Genomic DNA, 20392 nt, shown 5'->3' on the forward strand with positions numbered 1-20392 from the left:
AATTTGCAGTCAAGCAATTTCAATTTTTGAATTATGTATTTCAGCAGACCTTGGACTTCTATCTAAGTGATAGGCAGTCCTGAAAATTCCAATCTCTTTTAGGTCAAGACAATTAGTCTATGGGTTTCGTGTACCGACTTTTTTGTAAAGGCGTTACGTTGTCATAGTTGCTCTGTCGGGTAATACTGTCTATTCACTTCTCCACGATTTGAATTCAAGTATTCACCTGTAAGAAGTTACTAAACCTGTTGGCGGAATTAATTTAGTGCATACTTAATTCTGCCAATGGGCTTGTCGTTAATGAAGTTTACGTATTGCAGAATGGTAAGTGCACTAATTTTGCCAATGATTCTGGCAAACAAACCATTCGTTATTTTCGCGTAGTTCCTGATGACCAAGAACTGGTCTGTAAGTTGTGAGAATATTGTCTCAATCCTCTTTCTTGCCTTTGCAAACGGAATGAATGTCGGTTTCCAATCCTTTTGGTTGAGCCGATACGGACACTCCAGTCTTATGTGTGCGGTTTCGAACAAGTCAAGCTGTACGTCAGCTCCAATATACCCTTTGTCACCATAGATGCTACAGTCGTGATAAGTATGTTTTACATCCTTCATATAATGGAGGTCAGCCACACTTGCCTTTGACAGATCATAGGAATGGATAACTCCACTTAACCCACAGAGAGCGTGTAACTTATAACCAAAATAATACGTGTTCTGCGAAGCACAGAAGCCGAAGTCGGGAGCTTGCGAGAAATTGCCGGCACGCCCCATCTTGCAACGTTTTCCTCTTGCAACCCTACAGACCTCTATCGGCTTGGAGTCAACAAAGAATTGTTCCTCTCCGCCATCCATTTCCATGGCAATCCGCTTGCGCAGTTCCTCACACAGGCCTGACGTTTTCTTCCTGCGGTCATTGAACTGTCTCCTTGATATGAGATTGGGAATGCTGTCCTTGTATTCTTGCAATTTATAGTCGAACAACCACTTCTCACTATCAATGCTCTCGGTCTCTGCCGTCAGGGATAGCGCCACCACTTCCAAATCCGAAAACTTGGGAACAGGACCACGACGTGGAACATTACCCGAATCATTGACGAGATTTTCAGAGAATTGCTTGCATATCTCAAGTATTTTGACGAATTTTGCATAAAGGTTGTACATACGATGGTTTGAACTTAATGTTTTAATCACCACTAAGTTACTAAAAATCAGCGACATGTACAACTTTTTACTCATATTTATCAACTTAAATTAATTCCGCCAACGGGTTTACTAATGACAAAAAAGAAATTGCCCGTTCGTTTTACGGGTCAGCACTTTACTATTGATAAAGTGCTAATAAAAGATGCAATAAGACAAGCAAATATAAGTAATCAGGATACGGTTTTAGATATTGGGGCAGGCAAGGGGTTTCTTACTGTTCATTTATTAAAAATCGCCAACAATGTTGTTGCTATTGAAAACGACACAGCTTTGGTTGAACATTTACGAAAATTATTTTCTGATGCCCGAAATGTTCAAGTTGTCGGTTGTGATTTTAGGAATTTTGCAGTTCCGAAATTTCCTTTCAAAGTGGTGTCAAATATTCCTTATGGCATTACTTCCGATATTTTCAAAATCCTGATGTTTGAGAGTCTTGGAAATTTTCTGGGAGGTTCCATTGTCCTTCAGTTAGAACCTACACAAAAGTTATTTTCGAGGAAGCTTTACAATCCATATACCGTTTTCTATCATACTTTTTTTGATTTGAAACTTGTCTATGAGGTAGGTCCTGAAAGTTTCTTTCCACCGCCAACTGTCAAATCAGCCCTGTTAAACATTAAAAGAAAACAGTTATTTTTTGATTTTAAGTTTAAAGCCAAATACTTAGCATTTATTTCCTGTCTGTTAGAGAAACCTGATTTATCTGTAAAAACAGCTTTAAAGTCGATTTTCAGGAAAAGTCAGGTCAGGTCAATTTCGGAAAAATTCGGTTTAAACCTTAATGCTCAAATTGTTTGTTTGTCTCCAAGTCAATGGGTAAACTGTTTTTTGGAAATGCTGGAAGTTGTCCCTGAAAAATTTCATCCTTCGTAGTTCAAAGTCGGGTGGTTGTCAAGATGATTTTTCTGGTTTGGTGTCGTCTTTTAAGCTGCCGCATAACAAATTAATAATACCAAATAAAAATACGTATAGATTAAAAAAGTTCTTTGTGCTTTTGTCAGGGAACTTTTTTTTCGTAAATTTGCGTTCAATTATGCGGCAGTAATAATATACATATTAATACGAGTTAAGAATCCTGTAGTTTTCCACATGCTACGAGGAGGTATTAAAAGGTGCGTTTCGGCAATGCATCTATTGTAGTATATTATTGCTTAATCAAATGAACATTATAAATTTAGGAATTCTTGCTCACATTGATGCAGGAAAAACTTCCGTAACCGAAAATCTGCTATTTGCCTGCGGAGCAACGGAAAAGCGCGGCAGTGTTGATAAAGGTGACACCATAACAGACTCTATGGATATAGAAAAACGTAGAGGAATTACTATTCGGGCTTCTACGACATCTATTGTTTGGAATGGTGTGAAATGCAATATCATTGACACTCCGGGACACATGGATTTTATTGCAGAGGTGGAGCGGACATTCAAAATGCTTGATGGAGCAGTCCTCATATTATCGGCAAAGGAAGGCATACAAGCACAAACAAAGTTGCTGTTCAAGACTTTGCAAAAACTGCAAATCCCGACAATTATATTTATCAATAAGATTGATCGTGCCGGCGTAAATCTTGAGCGTTTATATCTGGACATAAAAACAAATCTGTCGCAAGACGTCTTGTTTATGCAAACGGTTGTCGATGGAGTAGTTTACCCGATTTGCACCTCAACAGATATAAGGGCAGAACACAAAGAATTTGTATGCAACCATGACGACGATATATTAGAACTATATTTGGCGGATAAAGAAATCTTACCGGCAGATTATTGGAATGCGATAATCGCTCTTGTGGCAAAAGCCAAAGCCTATCCGGTCTTGCATGGATCAGCAATGTGCAATATTGGCATCAATGAGTTGTTAGACGCCATCATTTCTTTTATATTTCCTCCGGCATCAGTCCCAAATAGACTTTCAGCTTATCTTTATAAAATAGAACATGCCCCCAAAGGGCATAAAAGAAGTTTTCTAAAAATTATTGACGGAAGTCTGAGACTTCGAACCGTTATAAAAGTCAATGATTCGGAAAAATTCATCAAGATTAAAAATCTAAAAACCATTTATCAGGGCAAAGAGATAAATGTTGATGAAGTGGTTGCTAATGATATCGCAATTATAGAAGATATAGAAGAATTAAGAATCGGAGATTATTTAGGTGTTAAACCTTGTCTGATTCAAGGATTATCTCATCAGCATCCCGCCCTCAAATCTTCTGTCCGACCAGACAAGCCCGAAGAGAGAAGCAAGTTGATATCCGCTCTAAATGTATTGTTTATTGAAGACCCGTCTCTGTCCTTTTCCATAAATTCATATAGTGATGAATTGGAAATCTCGTTATATGGTTTAACCCAAAAAGAAATCATACAAACATTGCTGGAAGAACGATTCTCCGTAAAGACCCATTTTGATGAAATCAAGACTATCTACAAAGAACGACCTAAAAAGAAGGTGAATAAGATTATCCATATCGAAGTCCCTCCCAACCCTTACTGGGCCTCAATAGGACTGACTCTGGAACCTTTACCGATAGGGTCAGGGGTGCAAATCGAAAGTGAAATCTCCTTTGGTTATCTGAACCATTCTTTTCAAAATGCCGTTTTTGAAGGAATCCGTATGTCTTGCCAATCGGGATTGCATGGATGGGAAGTGACGGATTTGAAAGTAACCTTTACTTATGCCCTTTATTATAGTCCGATAAGTACCCCTGCCGATTTTAGACAATTGTCTCCTTATGTCTTCAGGTTGGCTTTGCAACAATCAGGAGTGGATATTCTCGAACCGATGCTCTATTTTGAGTTACAGATACCACAAGTAGCAAGTTCCAAAGCTATTACAGATCTGCAAAAAATGATGTCTGAGATTAAAGGTATCAGTTGTAATAAAGAGTGGTGTCTTATTGAAGGGAAAGTTCCATTAAATACAAGTAAAGACTATGCTTCAGAAGTAAGTTCATACACTAAAGGCTTAGGCACTTTTATGGTTAAGCCGTGTGGGTATCAAATAACAAAAGGCGGTTATTCTGATAATACCCGTATGGAAGAAAAGGATAAACTTTTATTCATGTTTGAAAAATCAGTATCATCAAAATAATGGAACGATCCAGGAATTTCTATAAGACAATACGGTTGGGGTATATACTTATCTCCGTTCTTATCGGATGTATAGCATATAATAGCTTCTATGAATGGCAGGAGATAGAAGCATTAGAACTTGACAATAAAAAAATAGACGAGTTCCGAAAAGAGATAAACAATATCAATATTCAAATGATAAAATTTTCTCTATTTGGTGAAACAATACTGGAATGGAACGATAAAGATATCGAACATTACCATGCACAGCGTATGGCAATGGATAGTATGCTCTGCCGTTTCAAAGCTACCTATCCGGCAGAGCGTATAGACAGCGTACGCCATCTTCTCGAAGATAAGGAACGGCAGATGTGCCAAATCGTTCAAATACTTGAACAACAACAAGCCATCAACGATAAGATAACCAGTCAAGTACCTGTAATCGTGCAGAAGAGTGTACAGGAACAGCCCAAGAAGTCCAAGCGCAAAGGTTTCTTGGGCATCTTCGGCAAAAAGGAAGAAGCGAAACCAACTGTGACTACCACGATGCACCGTTCCTTTAACCGGAATATGAGAACCGAACAACAGGCACAAAGCCGCCGCTTATCGGTTCATGCCGATAGCCTTGCCGCACGAAATGCGGAACTTAACAGGCAACTGCAAGGACTGGTTGTTCAAATAGACGGGAAAGTACAAACTGACCTACAAAAGCGGGAAGCCGAGATAACAGCCATGCGGGAACGGTCGTTCATTCAGATTGGGGGCTTGACAGGGTTCGTTATACTGCTACTGGTCATATCATATATCATCATACACCGAAATGCCAACCGCATCAAGCGATATAAACAGGAAACCGCAGATTTAATCGAGCGACTGCAACAAATGGCAAAGCGAAACGAGGCACTGATAACCTCCCGCAAGAAAGCCGTACATACCATTACCCATGAATTACGCACACCGCTGACTGCAATAACGGGCTATGCCGGACTGATACAAAAAAACTTCAATGCGGATAAAACCGGGATGTATATCCGAAATATTCAGCAATCCTCCGACCGTATGCGTGAAATGCTTAATACTCTTCTGAGTTTCTTCCGGCTGGACGACGGCAAGGAACAGCCTAATTTCTCCACGTGTAGGATTTCATCAATAGCGCATACGCTCGAATCAGAGTTTATGCCAATTGCCATAAACAAGGGACTTGCTCTTACTGTGACGAATCACACGGATGCTGTTGTACTGACCGATAAGGAACGCATTCTACAAATTGGAAATAACCTGCTGTCAAACGCCATCAAGTTCACTGAGAACGGTGCCGTTTCTCTGACAATGGGGTATGATAACGGTATGCTGAAACTTATCGTCAAAGATACGGGTTCGGGTATGACCGAAGAGGAACAGCAACGTGTGTTCGGTGCGTTTGAACGTTTGTCAAACGCTGCCGCAAAGGACGGCTTCGGATTAGGTCTTTCCATTGTTCAGCGCATTGTGACAATGCTCGGCGGCACAATCCAGCTGAAGAGCGAGAAAGGCAAGGGCAGCCGTTTCACGGTGGAGATACCCATGCAGTCAGCCGAGGAATTGCCGGAACGGATAAATAAAACACAGATTCATCATAACCGAACACTCCATGATATTGTTGCCATCGACAATGACAAGGTACTTCTCCTAATGCTGAAAGAAATGTATGCACAAGAAGGGATACATTGCGACACTTGCACCGATGTTGCGGAACTGATGGAAATGATACGCCGGAAAGAATACAGTCTGCTTCTGACCGATTTGAATATGCCGGATATAAACGGCTTCGAGCTGTTGGAACTGCTACGCACCTCCAATGTGGGCAATTCAAGGATCATTCCGATTATTGTAACAACCGCTTCGGGCAGTTGCAACAGAGAGGAACTTTTAGAACGTGGATTTTCCGATTGCCTTCTCAAGCCGTTTTCCATATCGGAGCTGATGGAAGTTTCCGACAAGTGCGCCATGAAAGGTAAACAAAATGAAAAGCCTGATTTCTCCTCCCTACTGTCTTACGGCAATGAATCCGTCATGTTGGATAAACTGATAGCGGAAACCGAAAAGGAAATGCAGTCGGTCAGGGATGCGGAACAACGGAAAGACTTTCAAGAACTGGACGCCCTGACACACCACCTACATAGTTCGTGGGAGATACTGCGTGCCGACCAACCATTAAGGGAACTTTATAAACAGCTTCATGGGAGTGCCGTTCCCGATTATGAAGCATTGAACAACGCCGTGACTGCCGTATTGGATAAGGGTTCGGAGATAATCCGGCTGGCAAAAGAAGAAAGGAGAAAATACGAAAATGGATAAAACAAAAATCATCGTGGTGGAGGACAACATCGTATATTGCGAGTTTGTCTGCAACCTGCTGGCACGGGAGAAATTCCGTACCGTGCAGGCTTTCCACCTCTCGACAGCGAAGAAACTTCTGCAACAAGCCACTGACAATGATATAGTAGTTTCTGATTTGCGTTTGCCTGACGGTGACGGCATCGACCTATTGCGCTGGATGCGCAAAGAAGGCATGACGCAGCCGTTCATCATCATGACCGACTATGCCGAAGTACATACGGCGGTTGAAAGCATGAAACTCGGTTCGCTGGACTACATACCCAAGCAACTCGTGGAGGACAAACTCGTGCCTTTGCTCCGCACCATACTGAAAGAGCGGAATATCGGGCGAAGCCGCATGCCCGTATTTGCCCGTGACGGTTCAGCCTTTCAGAAAATCATGCACCGGATAAGGCTGGTAGCTCCTACCGACATGAGCGTACTGATATTCGGGGAGAACGGTACTGGCAAAGAGCATATTGCCCATCTACTGCACGATAAAAGCAAGCGTTCAGGCAAGCCTTTCGTGGCGGTGGACTGCGGCTCACTCACCAAAGAGCTTGCACCATCGGCGTTCTTCGGACACGTCAAAGGAGCGTTCACTGGTGCTGAAAACACAAAGAAAGGCTATTTCCACGAGGCGGAAGGCGGCACATTGTTTTTAGACGAAGTGGGTAATCTCGCACCAGAAACTCAACAGATGTTACTCCGTGCCATACAGGAACGGCGGTTCCGTCCCGTTGGCGACAAGTCCGACCGCAGTTTCAACGTCCGCATCATCGCCGCCACCAACGAGAATCTGGAAAAGGCGGTCAATGAAAAGCGTTTCCGGCAGGATTTGTTATACCGCCTACATGACTTTGAAATAACCGTTCTGCCCTTACGTGACTGTCAGGAGGACATCATGCCGCTGGCGGAGTTCTTCCGTGAGATTGCCAATAAGGAATTGGAGTGCAAGGTTAGCGGTTTCAGTTCCGAAGCACGGAAAGCGTTGCTGACCCATTCATGGCCGGGCAACGTGCGCGAACTTCGACAGAAAATCATGGGTGCGGTGTTGCAGGCTCAGACGGGACTTGTCACAAAAGAGCATCTGGAACTTGGGATAACCGAAACAACCTCTGTTACCGGCTTCTCCCTACGCAACGACGAGGAAGATAAAGAGCGGATTCTGCGTGCTTTGAAGCAGGCTGACGGGAACCGGAAGGTCGCTGCCGAATTGCTTGGAATAGGCAGGACAACACTCTATAATAAACTGGAAGAATATGGATTGAAGTATAAATTTGAGCAACCATAGCCCGCAATTCGCTGAAAATGGCTATCTTTGCATGACATATCAGAAGGTAACGGCGATTGGCAGAGCCTTTTGCCGCCTATATATAACATAAGACCGCAAGGCGTCCTAATGGGAATCTGGAAAATTAACATTAACAGGAACTATTGCGTGATTGCTTATGCTATGCCTACGCATAGCGTGCATTCACCTATTCCTGTTAAGGGCATTCCAGAGCCTCCATTAGTGATAGCGTGGATTGCACGCTACTTTTTTGCCCTTGCCCAACGAAAGGAAACGCTAATGGGTAAAGTACAGATTCTTGCCGTCCTCACGATGGACGGTTGTCAAAGCTCCGAGTTATATTGCAAAGCGTATAAGGAACTGCGCCTTGAAGATTGCGGTATCAACGAGATAAGGGAAAACGCCCTTTATCATATCACACCCGACTATTCCATCTCTATGCTCGACGAATGGCGGAAATCCGCAACAGACATCTGCTATCTGGCGGAAGTCACTCCTGAAAAGGCGGACTACATCAATGGGCTGTTACGTATGCGTGTGGTGGATGAAATCATACTTTATACGCTTCCTTTCATTGCCGGAACGGGAAAGCGTTTCTTCCAGTCCGCCTTGCCACAGGAACAATGGACGCTGACCTCGCAGAAGGTGTACCGCAACGGAGTGGTCCGCCATATCTATAAAGCGTGCGTTTGATGTCCGGAAAATGGACGAATGTTCAGGAAATGAACACTTTAAGTCGAAAATAATTCCTGACAGACAAATAAATTGCAAAATTATCACACTGAAATCCAGCACCTTGCAGAGAGTGTGCCGGATTTTTTATTTTATGAACACGCTTTTTGCCAATCATATTCATGTGCGCATACCGAAAAACAGAGTGTAAAATTTCAAAATTGACAGGATATGAATTATTTCTTATTGGCGGAAACCGAGTTCTTCCGCCGTATAAACGAAGCCGGGGACTGCAATATGGAAACGGCATATACGGCTTTCGCCACGCAAGTAATCGAGCTATGCAGCGGCAATGTGGACACCAACCGCACCATCATCGCACTGGCTTACATCGAAATCGAGTTGCAGCACCATCCCATGCGCAATCTTCCCGAAGAAAAGAGGGAGGTTGCAGCCTATATCAGCAAGGCACTCTCTTTAGTGAGGAAGATGCAGAAGTTCCTTGCCGCTCCCCAAGTGCCACCACTAATCCCCATCCGTACATCCTCCGACAACACAACCGAAAATCCCGCCTCACCCCTGCAATGGACGGGCAACGCCATCGACCTCGTGGAACTTATCTACGGCATCAACGAGATGGGCTGCATCAACAACGGCAACATGCCGCTCAAACAGCTCGCCCCGCTCCTCTACAAGATTTTCGGTATCGAATCAAAGGACTGCTACCGTTTCTATATCGACATCAAACGCCGGAAAAACGAAAGCCGCACTTACTTCCTTGACAGGATGCAGGAGAAACTGAACGAGAGGATGCTCCGCGACGAGGAAATGGAACGTTTGAGAAAATAATCCTGTACCAATGATGAATCAGGGGGTGACGTTATGTCATTCTCTGATTTTTTGTAGGTTTTGTCCTGCTGTGTAGATACATTTCGTTATCTATTCGCCCGAAAACCAGCGAAAAGCACTATCTTTGTACCCACGTTACAGAATTGTATATGAGCATAGACAACCTCGACATAATAAAACGGTTGATAGCCGAAAAAGAATGCGGACGGGTGGAGTTCAAGGAAACCACCGGACAGTTGGAGCGCGGCATGGAAACGCTTTGCGCCTTCCTTAACGGCGAAGGCGGCACGGTATTGTTCGGTGTCACCGACAAGGGAAAAATCATCGGACAAGACGTGAGCGACAAAACCAAGCGGGATATAGCGGACGCGATCCGGCGTATCGAGCCGTTTGCCACAGTTGAAGTTTCTTATACTGAAATACCAGACACTGGCAAAAGTGTCATCGCACTGTCTGCGGAAGAACAAAGATATATGCGTCCGTTCTCTTACAAAGGACGGGCTTACCTGCGGGTGGAAAGCGCGACATCCATCATGCCGCAGGAGATATATAACCAATATCTGATACAGCGGGGCGGGAAATACGCTTGGGAGGCAATAGCAAATCCTGACCTTAAAATATCCGACCTTGACGAACATGCCGTCATTAGTGCTGTTCGCGGGGGAATCAGAAGCGGTCGTTTACCTGAAGCAACCATAAGGGAAGACTTGCCGACCATTCTCGAAAAATTCAGTCTGTTGCATGACGGGAAACTTAACAATGCTTCAGCAGTGCTGTTCGGTCATGATTTTTATTATTATCCCCAATGCCTGCTCCGTCTGGCGCGTTTCAAAGGCACGACGAAAGACGAGTTTATAGACAATCAACGTGTCACTGGGAATATCTACGCGCTGCTGGATGCTGCAATGGCGTTCTTTTTCAAACATCTGTCACTTTCCGGTAAGATAGAAGGGCTGTACCGTGAGGAAGAACTGGAAATCCCGTACAAGGCATTGAGAGAGTGCTGCACAAATGCGTTGTGCCACCGCCTGTACCACCGTCCCGGCAGTTCGGTGGGAATCGCCATCTATGACGACCGTGTGGAAATAGAGAACAGCGGGACATTTCCGCCGGATATAACAATGGAAAAACTGTTAAGCGGGCATAATTCAGAACCGCAAAATCTAATCATAGCAAACGTGCTGTATAAAAGCGAGGTCTTGGAAAGTTGGGGACGGGGCATCGGGCTTATGATAAGCGAGTGCCGGCGTGTCGGCATTCCGGACCCCGAATTTCACACGGACGGAAACAGCGTATGGGTCGTTTTCCGCTATACCCGGAAAGCAGTCGGGTCATACCCGACAGTCACCCCACAGTCGCCCGATAGTTACCCGACAGTTACCCCGCAAGTGGGAAAAGTTCTGTCTGCAATCGGGAATCAGACACTATCGACAAAAGATGTTATGGAAATGATAGGATTGAAGGACAAAAGCAATTTTCTGGAGCTTTATCTGTATCCTGCAATAAGGTTGGATTTAGTAGAACCGATTTATCCGGAAAAGCCGAAACACCCGCGACAGAAATACCGTCTTACGGAGAAAGGTCTGGATTTAATTAAAAATAAATAGTCATGAACTCGCAAACTGTAGAAATAACATCTGCTGGCATTAGGAAAATATTGAATAAATATACTCCAGAGCGAGCTATTGCCGAATATGTATGGAATGGATTTGATGCAAAAGCAACCGTTGTAAATATTGATTTTGAAATTGACAATGCAGAATTGGACACAATCAAAAATATTAGAATAACAGACAATGGTACAGGCATCTGCTATGAAGAATTACCTATAAAATTCAAAAAATTCTATGAGTCTCAAAAGAGAATAGCCAACGAGAATAATACTGAATTTACAAGAGGAAAAAACGGTTATGGTCGTTTTACTTTCTATAAATTTGCGAGATTTGCTAATTGGGAAACACGCTATAGTAAAGATGCACAAATAATGTCTTATGACATTAGAATTGATAGCGATACTTTAAAAGACTACACTACAACAGAGCCACTTGTATCTGATGACACAACAACAGGTACTTGTGTCGTTTTTAATGAGATTTCTTCTGATATTTCCAGTTTGTTTATAACGAAGACTCTTATCCCTTATCTAAAGGCTGAATTTGCGTGGTTTTTAGAATTGAAATCCGAATATCAAATATACATCAATGGGCAAGAATTAGATTATTCTTCTATAATAGCAGAACAAGAATCAATATCACCGATATTATCACATAACCAGAAAAATAACATCAACTTTCAATGCAAGTATATCCGATGGAATGTAAAGATGAATGATGAATATTCTCGATTTTACTTCTTGAATAATGACTTGGAGTTAAAATTTACCAAAACGACATTATTAAATAAAAAAGGAGATAATTTTTGGCATTCTGTAATTGTGATTGATGATTTCTTCAATGAAATCAATTGTGATAACGAATTAGACGATAATGCTATTCAACCTAAATTGTTTGATAATTCTGCTGATAGAAAATTATTTAAGGAACTAATTACGCAACTCAATGAGTTTCTCAAAAAGAAAAGACGCCCATTCCTAAAGGAGCAAGCAGAAGTTATGGTAACCAAATATAAGAATGAAGATGTTTTCCCTAAATTTGGTACTGAAGATTGGGATATAGTGCGTAGAGAAGGTTTGGAAAACTTCGTAAAGGAACTATACGAAGTAGAACCTGCTGTTTTCATGAAGTTGAACAAAGAACAAAAAAGAGTTTTCTTAGAACTTCTAAATTTGGTGATGGATAGCGGTGAGCGCGATAGTCTGTTTAAGATTTTAGATGCAGTTGTTGAATTAGACTCGAACGATAGGAAAGAATTTGCAAAAATATTAGAAATAACGAGGTTAAAACAAGTCGTTTCCACGATTAAGCTTATTTCAGACAGATTGCTGACACTGGAGAATCTAAAAAAGATTGTTTTTAATCATACTTTACAAGCCAATGAAGTTCGTGATTTGCAGTCGTTCATAGAAAAACACTATTGGATTTTTGGCGAAGAATATAGAATGGTATGTGCGGAAGAGGTCAAATTTGAAGAGGCTTTAAGAAAATACATTTATATTCTGCGTGGAGTTAGCGAGAAAAAATATATTGCTCACCCTAATAAATACAAAGAAATGGATTTATTTCTTACTGGTACTGATTTTAGGGATGGGAGACCTCATAATATAGTTGTGGAAATCAAAAATCCGACAACTATAAAACAATTAAAATCAGAACAGTTAAATCAATTAGAACAATATATGGATGTTATTCTAAAACAAGATTGTTTTAATGATGCTAATGAGTTCTGGACTTTCATTTTGATAGGACAAGACTATGATGATATTGTAGGTCGAAGGGTCATAAATAAGCTTACTGGTTTAGTCCAAAATGACAGTAATTATAGCCTCTATGTAAAAAAATGGAGTGAAATAACAAATGAGGTGGAACGTAGGCTGAAATATTTGCTTGATAAGCTCAAAATAGAAAGAGCCACTTTATCTAAATCCCAATCATTAAATGAGGTAATGAATGAAGTTTCAAATAACACGGCCGCAATGGTTAGTTGAACTTAATATAGTCATAATGCTCAATATAAAGAATTACAAATTACTCCTGTCACAGATAGCTGTAGCAGGAGTAATTCTCAAAACGGGAGTCTGATACATCTTGTTGTTATATATTATTTCTGTTGCAACAGATGTTTCAGATTCTCGTCACCAGCGATGCGCTCCAACTCGTCGGCGACAATCTGTTTCACCTCCTCCTTGATGCGCCTGTAATTCGCCTTCACCATTTCCTTCATGCAGTCGTTGCCGTTCGCGTCCGCGAAGTCGGTAATGACGGGTATCGGCTTGTAGGCTTTCTCCTCGCGCTTCATTTTCTCGGCATCCACGACAATCTCACAGTGGAAAATCTTCTGCTTGATACGCTCGTTGAAGTTGTCGGACACCGAACCGACGAACATCCCCTGCGTCAAGCCGGAAATTTTGCTCGGCGGGATAAGCGCGTCCATCTGCGTGTTGATGGAGGTGGAAACATCCTGCCGGTTGATGGAGATGGACTGCCGCTTTTGAAGCACCTTTCCGAACCGCTCCGAGAGCGTCTTGGCTGTTTCGCCCACCACCTGCCCGGAGAAGATATTGCCGACCGTGTTCATCACCACTTTCGCCTCGCGGTCCCCATAGTCACGCACCAACTGGCTGAAATCCTGAAAACCCAGACACACGGCAACCTTGTTGCTTCGCGCGGTGGCGATAAGGTTGTCCAGCCCCTTGAAGTATATCGTCGGCAGCTCGTCTATGATGACCGACGACTTCAGCATCCCTTTCTTGTTGATAAGTTTAACGATACGGGAATTATACAGACCGAGAGCCGCCCCGTATATGTTCTGTCGGTCGGGATTGTTGCCCACGCAGAGAATTTTCGGTTCTTCGGGATTGTTGATGTCCAGCGTGAACTCGCTGTCCGACATTACCCAATAGAGCTGCGGGGAAATCATGCGTGACAGCGGAATTTTCGCCGAAGCAATCTGCCCCATTAACTGCTCCGCAGCCCCTCCGAGCCACGCGTCCATGAATGGCGAGAGATAGTTCTCCAGTTCGGGATAAGAGGTCAGAATCGGGAAAATATCCTCGTAACGGCGGTTCAGGAACTCGATGGCATGGGGGAACGTGCAATACTTGCCGTTCTGAAAAATTTTAAGATACCAGATGATAGCCGCGAAAAGGATGATGGGCGATTCCACAAAGAAGTCGCCCTGCTTCTGCACCCAACTCTTGTTTAAATTGAGCATGATGGTGTACGCGCTCTCGTAAGCGTCCGTAATGTCCTCCATGAAATCTGGGTGAATGGGATTGCAACGGTGGCTGCGTCGCGGGTCGTCGAAGTTTATCACGTAGAACTTCGGCTTCACCTTGTATCCCTCCGGGTGGTTGAGCAGATGATTATAGGCTATCGTGGACAAGTCACTGAATTTGAAATCATAGACATACATCGAGAAGCCCTTCTCAATCTGCTGCTTGATGAAACTGTTTACCACCGCGTATGACTTTCCGCTGCCCGGCGTACCCAGCACGATGGAGGCGCGGAATGGGTTCACCACGTTGATCCAGCCGTTGTTCCAACGTTTCCTATAATAAAAGCGGGTGGGCAGATTGACCGAATACTCGCTTTCGATGAGCCGTGTTTCCTGCATGAAGCTCTCGTTCTCGTTGTTGAACACGTCATCCATAAGGTTGTGTTTCAACAGGCGGCTCATCCACAGACCGCCCATCAGCAGGCAGACATAGCCCGTGCCTACGGTCAGCGCGTAAAGTCCCGTCACCGCTTCAACCGGCAGCGGCAATGCCAGTATCCACCAGTTGAGGAAGAACAACACGAACCCTGCGGCAAGTGCCGTCCAGATCCTTCCCCAAGTGATTTTCTCTCCCTTGACGCCCTTCGTCCCCAGACAGGACAGGGCAAGCAGGAGGACGGCGAACAGTTTCGTGTAGAGGATGGAATGGAACAGCCCCGCCGTGCGGTTGAAGTTCATCAGGATTCTGTCCACTACGCCGATGTCCACGCCCCAGAGCCGTATGGCTTCATAGCAGAACCAGTACACGTTCATGACCACTAAAATAATACTCACGGCACGCAGAAAATCCATGATTTTCGCCAATGCCCTCAAATCGTCTTCTTGTTGTGACATAGATTGAAAAATTTTGATGTTGATACTTACGGTTACATTCCCAAGCCCTTGCGCCTCTTCTTTTTCCTCTTGCGCTGCATCGCCCGGATAAAGGCTTCCTCCTCGGCATCCACAGCCGGACCTTCGGGAGTGAGCAGACCGACACCGCCCGCCGTGTTCTCGTGGTCGGATGCGGTCTGTCCGCGCATATCCTCTTCTGTTTCCACCGGAACGGACAGCGGAATCGGCGGCTGTCCGGCATAAGGCAGCGTAAAGTGTTCCTGCAAGGCGTTGGCGGAAAGTTCCTTGCCCATGCGCGAGCCGTTCAGCACGCAGCCCGTTCGGTGGTCTATGAACGTGGCTCCGTAGATGCGCCCTTCCTCCGTGTAGCGCAGTACGGTGTCGATGCCCTTTTCCTTGAGCCGCGAAACGAACTTCTCCTTGTCATACGTGCCTTCAAGCACGGAAAGCACGGTGCGTTTCGTCATGTCGGCGAGTTTCCGGTCCTTAATCTCCTGTTTGGAACGGGCAAACTTCTTCTGCACGGCTTCATAGCCTGCGGACTTCCCGAAAAGCGAGGACTTGAACGGGTTGCCAGTCTTGTTCCCGGCATCATCGGTGACGGAATAGACCAGCCCGTGATACTCACGCCCGCGCACGTTTCCCCGCGCTTCCTCCACCGTCATATTATATAAGGATAGGAGGGCGCGATATTCGCCCATCGTCCGGAAACGGTACTGTCCACTCAGAGCCTTGACGGTATTTCCGACCTGCCTCTTCACGTCGCCCGCCGAAGCGTCCACCTTGCGCAGCGGATTTTCCAGCCGTAGGTTCTTACGCTCCGCCGGGTGCAGCCCGTACTTCCGTTCCAGTTCCCTGCGGATGCGGTCGCTGCGGCGGAAGAGGAAATCCTGATTGAGCCGCCTGCCTTTCTCGTCCACATTGATTGTCACGATGTGCAGGTGGTGACGGTCTATGTCCTCGTGCTTGACAACAAGGTACGGCTGGTTCCCGTAGCCGAGTTTCTCCAGATACTCGCGTGCGATGTCCTGCAATTCCGTATCTGTCAGCACGTCGTCGGGATGCGGGTTGAGCGAGATATGGAGTACCGGTTTCTCCACCCTCGTATGCTCCGGCATACAGGCGAGAAAACCTTCCATCGCCTTGCGTATGTCCACCGTCCCCGTGCCGTCATTGTAGATGCGGTTGGTGGTGAGCAGCCGCCCTTTCGCCCCGTTGATCTTTTCCCCGTTGTAGGCAAGCGCGCCGTACAACGACTTTCCTACACTGATTTTTGCGACCATTTCGCCTCCATTTCCCTTGAAAGTTCCACAATCTGACGGCTCAGTTTCACGAGTTCGACGGTCTGTTGCTCCAGCTTGTAGAGCAACGCCATCGCCTTTTTCTCGGAAAAATGCAGCCTGAGTTCCTTCACGACTTGGTTGTAGTTCGTGCCTACCGCGCGGAACTGCGCATGGAAATCGGACAGTCTGGTGTAGTAATCCACCAGCGTCCTGTCCACTTTCAGCACCCTGAACGGTTGCCCGAAGAAGTGCGCCTTGATGAAAACCGACTTGGCGTAAACGCCCGACTTCTCGAACATGGCGAGGAAACGGTTGTGTTCCTCCTCGTTGAAACGGACGGTGTAACGGAACACCGCCGGGTCAAGTTTGGGATTTCTCCCGGTCTTGTTTCTTTTCTCTTTCATATAAACTTTGGATTTAGCGGATGGACGGCATAAGCCGCCGCTTCTTGGCACAGACACCGCAGGTTTGAAAGGCTTCCCGACTTCGGAGAGGAAGCCCGCCCCCTGCAAGGGCAAGTGCTTTTCGTGGCTGCTCAAAACGTTTTGAGCGGCTGAAAAGACATCTTGCTATGTTCAGGCGAACATAAAAATCCGTCGGGGACGGATTGGGGGAATGCCTTTCAAACTCCGGGCTGCACCACCTGCGGCGAACCCTGCCGTTCGGGTGCAAAGTTACGCCCTTAAAGCGGTATCGGACAGAGGCTTGACCCGGACAATCAGTGCCAACCGGCGCAACATGCCGCCACTTGCCGGGGAAGTGGTACAGGTTCCAAAATATCCTTGTTTATTTGCAGCATGATTCAAGAAACGAACAATTTGAAGATATGAAAAATGAGGCTTTCAAATACCCGGCAAACCGCTTCGGCGGCTATTTTCCTGACCGGATACCCGAACCTTCGGATACCCGGCTTTCCAATGACGCGGTGATTCACGGATTCAATGACTTCATGACGCAATGTCGTCATTCACCAGTTATCCGAATCCCTGCCTCACCGTTGAAGCGGATACGTGACGAACCGGACGGGCGGAGATTCGCGGATGCGGATATACATGTCACCGATTCCGTATCGGAGCAGGAAAACAATTCATCAACCATTAAAACCAACAGAACCATGAGTAATGAAACATTCGTTGCATTCGCAACACAGAAAGGGGGTATCGGCAAATCCACCGTCACGGCACTTGCCGCCAACTACCTCCACAACGTGAAAGGACACAATGTCGCCGTCATAGACTGCGACGCCCCACAGCACAGCATACACGGGTTGCGTGAACGTGAAACGGGACTTATCGGCGGGAGCCTCTATTTCAAGGCACTCGCGTGTGACCACTTCCGCAAGATAAGGAAGAACGCCTATCCGGTCATCGCAAGCGACGCCCTTGACGCCCTCGATGACGCCGAAAGGATGCTTGCCGCAGAAGAGGTGAAACCCGACGTCGTGTTCTTCGACATGCCGGGAACCCTGAAAAGCAACGGCGTGGTCAAGACCCTCTCGCAGATGGACTACATCTTCGCGCCCATGAGTGCCGACCGTTTTGTCGTGGAAAGCACCCTGCAATTCGCCGTGATGTTCCGTGACAACCTCATGACGACGGGACAGGCGAAAACAAAAGGGCTGTACCTGTTCTGGACGATGGTGGACGGCAGGGAGAAGAACGGGCTTTACGACCTGTATGAGGATGTGATCGCCGAGATGGGGCTGCCGGTGCTGTCCACCCGCCTGCCCGACAGCAAGAAGTTCCGGCGCGACCTCTCGGAAGAGCGCAAGAGCGTGTTCCGCTCGACTATCTTCCCGATGGATGCGTCCCTGCTGAAAGGAAGCGGCATCCGTGAGTTCTCGGAAGAGATAAGCCGTATCATCAGACCTCAATAATCATGGGCAGCAGGAAAGTGAACACCGAAGGCATTGACGAGGAACTGTTGATAGCCTCCATCGGCAGACGCAGGCAGGACGGGACCCTGTACCACGCGCAGGAGCCGCCCGCGCCTGCTCCCGAAGAAGAAAGCGTCCCTGAGACGGAACCGCCGCCCGTGCAATACACGGCAAAGGAAAAACCGCAGAGGGACACCGTCCGCCGCAAACGGCAGGAGGACGACTATTCCGGGCTGTTCCTCCGCCGCAACGAGATAAAGACGCGCCAGTGCGTCTATATCAGCCGTGACGTCCACAGCAAGATTCTCAAAATCGTGAACGACATCGCCGGGCGTGAAATCTCGGTAGGCGGCTACGTGGACACCGTGCTGCGCCAACATCTGGAACAGCACAAGGAGAAAATAAACGAACTGTACAAGAAACAACGTGAAGACTTGATTTGAATATGGAAAAGAACCGGAAAAACAGAAGTCCGCAGCATGACGGCGGCGGTATGCTTGCCCAAGTGCAGGCGAGTGTGGAAATCCTGTCCCCCGTGCCGTTAGGCGGCAAATGCGGTGAGAAGGACTATGAACGGCTGTTCATCCGTGAAGCCGAAGTGAAGGCACGCGAGGGAAAGATGGCGTATGTGCGCCCGGAGTACCACGACCGCATCATGCGCATCACCCGTGTGATCGGGCACGACCGGCTGTCGCTGTCCGCCTACATCGACCATGTGCTTACGCACCACTTCAACCAGTGCGAGGAGGCGATAAAGAGCCTTTACGCCCGGAATTACGACGCAGTATTTTAACCCTCAAAAAAGAGAACGTGCATGAGTGAAACAATAAGCATGACTGATATTCTGCTGACCGTATCGGTCGGCTGCAACCTGTGGTTTCTGTTCCTGCTCCTTTATGACAGGATCATGGAAACCAGACTTGTCCGCTTCCTCAGAAGCATAGCCGGACTGTGGCGGTCGTTGGGCGGCACTGCGGCAAAGCCCGAAACAGTAAGGGAAACACCGCCCGCAGACACCCCGGACATCATCGGCAAGAGCCGTTTCAGGATGGCACCGACCCGGACAACCGCTGCCATACCGACGCAAGAAGCCGCCACTTCGGAAAAAGGCATTGAGCTGACGGAGGAAGAGGCTACTTTTGACGACGGAAACACGGAAACCGTGTCCCGTCCCGCACAAGTCCCGGAGGATAAACTCGACGAAACCTTCACGAGCCTCACGCCTTCGGAACTGGAGTTCGGGGAGGACGAGCCGGAGGAAGAAACGCCCGACGCGCCGAGGGCATCGGGAAGCAGTTTCGACGAGATAGACGATGCGGTCAGAACCGCCAAAAAACCGGAAGCGACAGCGACGGAACGGGAGCGGGCGGCAAAGGTCTTCACCGACATGGAAGGGACGGAGCTGTACGAGAAGCTGATGACCGGCTCGTCCGAAATGAGCATCCGCATCAAGGGGCTTATCGAAATCCGGCTGAAGAAGCCGAAAAAGGATTTTGTCGTCCCGGACAATATTGAGGACTTCGACATCCGCGACTATGTATAACGAAAAAAGAAATGGTAATGAAAATGTAAAATTACACCCATGCGGCGAGGAAGCGCAAGGCACGTCCGGTCCGCAACGGACACACCCAAGTCCGTAGAAACAAACGGGCAGCCCACTAAACCAAAGAAAAGTAACCGAGTATCAACCGCCCGATAAAGGACCATCCACCCTTTTGACGGCACAAAACAAGAACAGTTTATGAACAAGAACAACAGACAGAAACTTATCCTATCTGCGGCACTTCTTATTGCCGCAACCGCCTCCGCCTTCGCGCAGGGAAACGGCATCGCGGGCATCAACGAAGCCACCTCTATGGTGAGTTCGTATTTCGACCCCGGCACGAAACTCATCTACGCCATCGGCGCGGTAGTCGGGCTTATCGGGGGCGTGAAAGTGTACGGGAAATTCTCGTCCGGCGATCCCGACACCTCCAAGACTGCCGCCTCGTGGTTCGGGGCGTGCATCTTCCTGATTGTCGCCGCCACCATCCTGCGCTCATTCTTCCTTTAATAAACAATG

General features: G+C 46.5%; 17 protein-coding genes. 13 read left to right on the forward strand and 4 right to left on the reverse strand.

Translation table 11 applies throughout. The annotated features are described in order from the left end of the window. Positions 1 to 257: 257 nt before the first annotated feature. Complete coding sequence (locus RB604_RS18785) at positions 258 to 1238, reverse strand: IS982-like element IS1187 family transposase (RefSeq protein ID WP_032536584.1); 981 nt, start codon at positions 1236 to 1238, stop codon at positions 258 to 260. A gap of 39 nt (positions 1239 to 1277) precedes the next feature. Here RB604_RS18785 and erm(F) point away from each other — a divergent pair, with 39 nt between their 5' ends. The 8 genes from erm(F) (at position 1278) to RB604_RS18825 (ending at position 13048) form a co-directional block, all read left to right on the forward strand. Next, entirely contained in the window at positions 1278 to 2078 is an 801-nt protein-coding gene (gene erm(F) / locus RB604_RS18790; protein ID WP_004295323.1) for a 23S rRNA (adenine(2058)-N(6))-methyltransferase Erm(F), read from the forward strand. A 286-nt stretch (positions 2079 to 2364) separates the two neighbouring features. Next, positions 2365 to 4290, forward strand: a complete 1926-nt coding sequence (gene tet / locus RB604_RS18795; protein ID WP_008645586.1) for a tetracycline resistance ribosomal protection protein — start codon at positions 2365 to 2367, stop codon at positions 4288 to 4290. Further along, on the forward strand, positions 4290 to 6608 hold the full coding sequence (locus RB604_RS18800; RefSeq protein ID WP_008645587.1) for a hybrid sensor histidine kinase/response regulator: 2319 nt from the start codon (positions 4290 to 4292) through the stop codon (positions 6606 to 6608). The genes tet and RB604_RS18800 overlap by 1 nt, the downstream gene beginning before the upstream one ends. Continuing rightward, complete coding sequence (locus RB604_RS18805; RefSeq protein ID WP_008645588.1) at positions 6601 to 7923, forward strand: sigma-54-dependent transcriptional regulator; 1323 nt, start codon at positions 6601 to 6603, stop codon at positions 7921 to 7923. The genes RB604_RS18800 and RB604_RS18805 overlap by 8 nt, the downstream gene beginning before the upstream one ends. A 279-nt stretch (positions 7924 to 8202) precedes the next feature. Continuing rightward, positions 8203 to 8616, forward strand: a complete 414-nt coding sequence (locus tag RB604_RS18810; protein ID WP_008655868.1) for a dihydrofolate reductase family protein — start codon at positions 8203 to 8205, stop codon at positions 8614 to 8616. A 210-nt stretch (positions 8617 to 8826) separates the two neighbouring features. Further along, entirely contained in the window at positions 8827 to 9444 is a 618-nt protein-coding gene (locus RB604_RS18815) for an RteC domain-containing protein (RefSeq protein ID WP_008645591.1), read from the forward strand. 149 nt (positions 9445 to 9593) lie between these two features. Continuing rightward, positions 9594 to 11051 carry an ATP-binding protein gene (locus RB604_RS18820; RefSeq protein ID WP_008645592.1) on the forward strand — a complete coding sequence of 486 codons (1458 nt, stop codon included), beginning with the start codon at positions 9594 to 9596 and terminating at the stop codon, positions 11049 to 11051. A 2-nt stretch (positions 11052 to 11053) separates the two neighbouring features. Then, positions 11054 to 13048, forward strand: coding sequence for an ATP-binding protein (locus RB604_RS18825; protein ID WP_008645594.1), 1995 nt, complete (start codon positions 11054 to 11056; stop codon positions 13046 to 13048). Between the two features lie 113 nt (positions 13049 to 13161). Here the strand turns inward: RB604_RS18825 and mobC are convergent, their stop codons facing one another. Genes mobC through mobA form a run of 3 tightly spaced genes read right to left on the reverse strand, consistent with a single transcriptional unit; the run spans position 13162 to position 16858 of the window. Further along, on the reverse strand, positions 13162 to 15171 hold the full coding sequence (gene mobC / locus RB604_RS18830) for a conjugal transfer protein MobC (protein WP_008645597.1): 2010 nt from the start codon (positions 15169 to 15171) through the stop codon (positions 13162 to 13164). Between the two features lie 32 nt (positions 15172 to 15203). Continuing rightward, positions 15204 to 16454, reverse strand: coding sequence for a conjugal transfer protein MobB (gene mobB, locus RB604_RS18835; protein WP_008645598.1), 1251 nt, complete (start codon positions 16452 to 16454; stop codon positions 15204 to 15206). After that, a complete protein-coding gene (gene mobA, locus RB604_RS18840; protein ID WP_005944180.1) occupies positions 16433 to 16858 on the reverse strand; it encodes a conjugal transfer protein MobA in 426 nt (141 codons plus the stop codon). The genes mobB and mobA overlap by 22 nt, the downstream gene beginning before the upstream one ends. Positions 16859 to 17280: 422 nt before the next feature. Here mobA and RB604_RS18845 point away from each other — a divergent pair, with 422 nt between their 5' ends. The 5 genes from RB604_RS18845 (at position 17281) to RB604_RS18865 (ending at position 20383) form a co-directional block, all read left to right on the forward strand. After that, positions 17281 to 18330 (forward strand): ParA family protein, encoded by a 1050-nt coding sequence (locus RB604_RS18845; protein ID WP_117969097.1) that lies wholly within the window; start codon positions 17281 to 17283, stop codon positions 18328 to 18330. Between the two features lie 2 nt (positions 18331 to 18332). After that, on the forward strand, positions 18333 to 18773 hold the full coding sequence (locus tag RB604_RS18850) for a DUF3408 domain-containing protein (RefSeq protein ID WP_005944168.1): 441 nt from the start codon (positions 18333 to 18335) through the stop codon (positions 18771 to 18773). 2 nt (positions 18774 to 18775) lie between these two features. Beyond that, positions 18776 to 19123: a DUF3408 domain-containing protein gene (locus tag RB604_RS18855; protein ID WP_008645600.1), complete on the forward strand. Its 348-nt coding sequence runs from the start codon at positions 18776 to 18778 to the stop codon at positions 19121 to 19123. A 21-nt stretch (positions 19124 to 19144) separates the two neighbouring features. Next, a complete protein-coding gene (locus RB604_RS18860; protein WP_008645601.1) occupies positions 19145 to 19873 on the forward strand; it encodes a hypothetical protein in 729 nt (242 codons plus the stop codon). A gap of 198 nt (positions 19874 to 20071) precedes the next feature. Then, entirely contained in the window at positions 20072 to 20383 is a 312-nt protein-coding gene (locus RB604_RS18865) for a DUF4134 domain-containing protein (protein WP_008645602.1), read from the forward strand. The last annotated feature ends 9 nt before the right edge of the window (positions 20384 to 20392 follow it).

The sequence above is a fragment of the Bacteroides salyersiae genome (assembly GCF_031172035.1).
In the GTDB taxonomy this organism is placed as follows: domain Bacteria; phylum Bacteroidota; class Bacteroidia; order Bacteroidales; family Bacteroidaceae; genus Bacteroides; species Bacteroides salyersiae.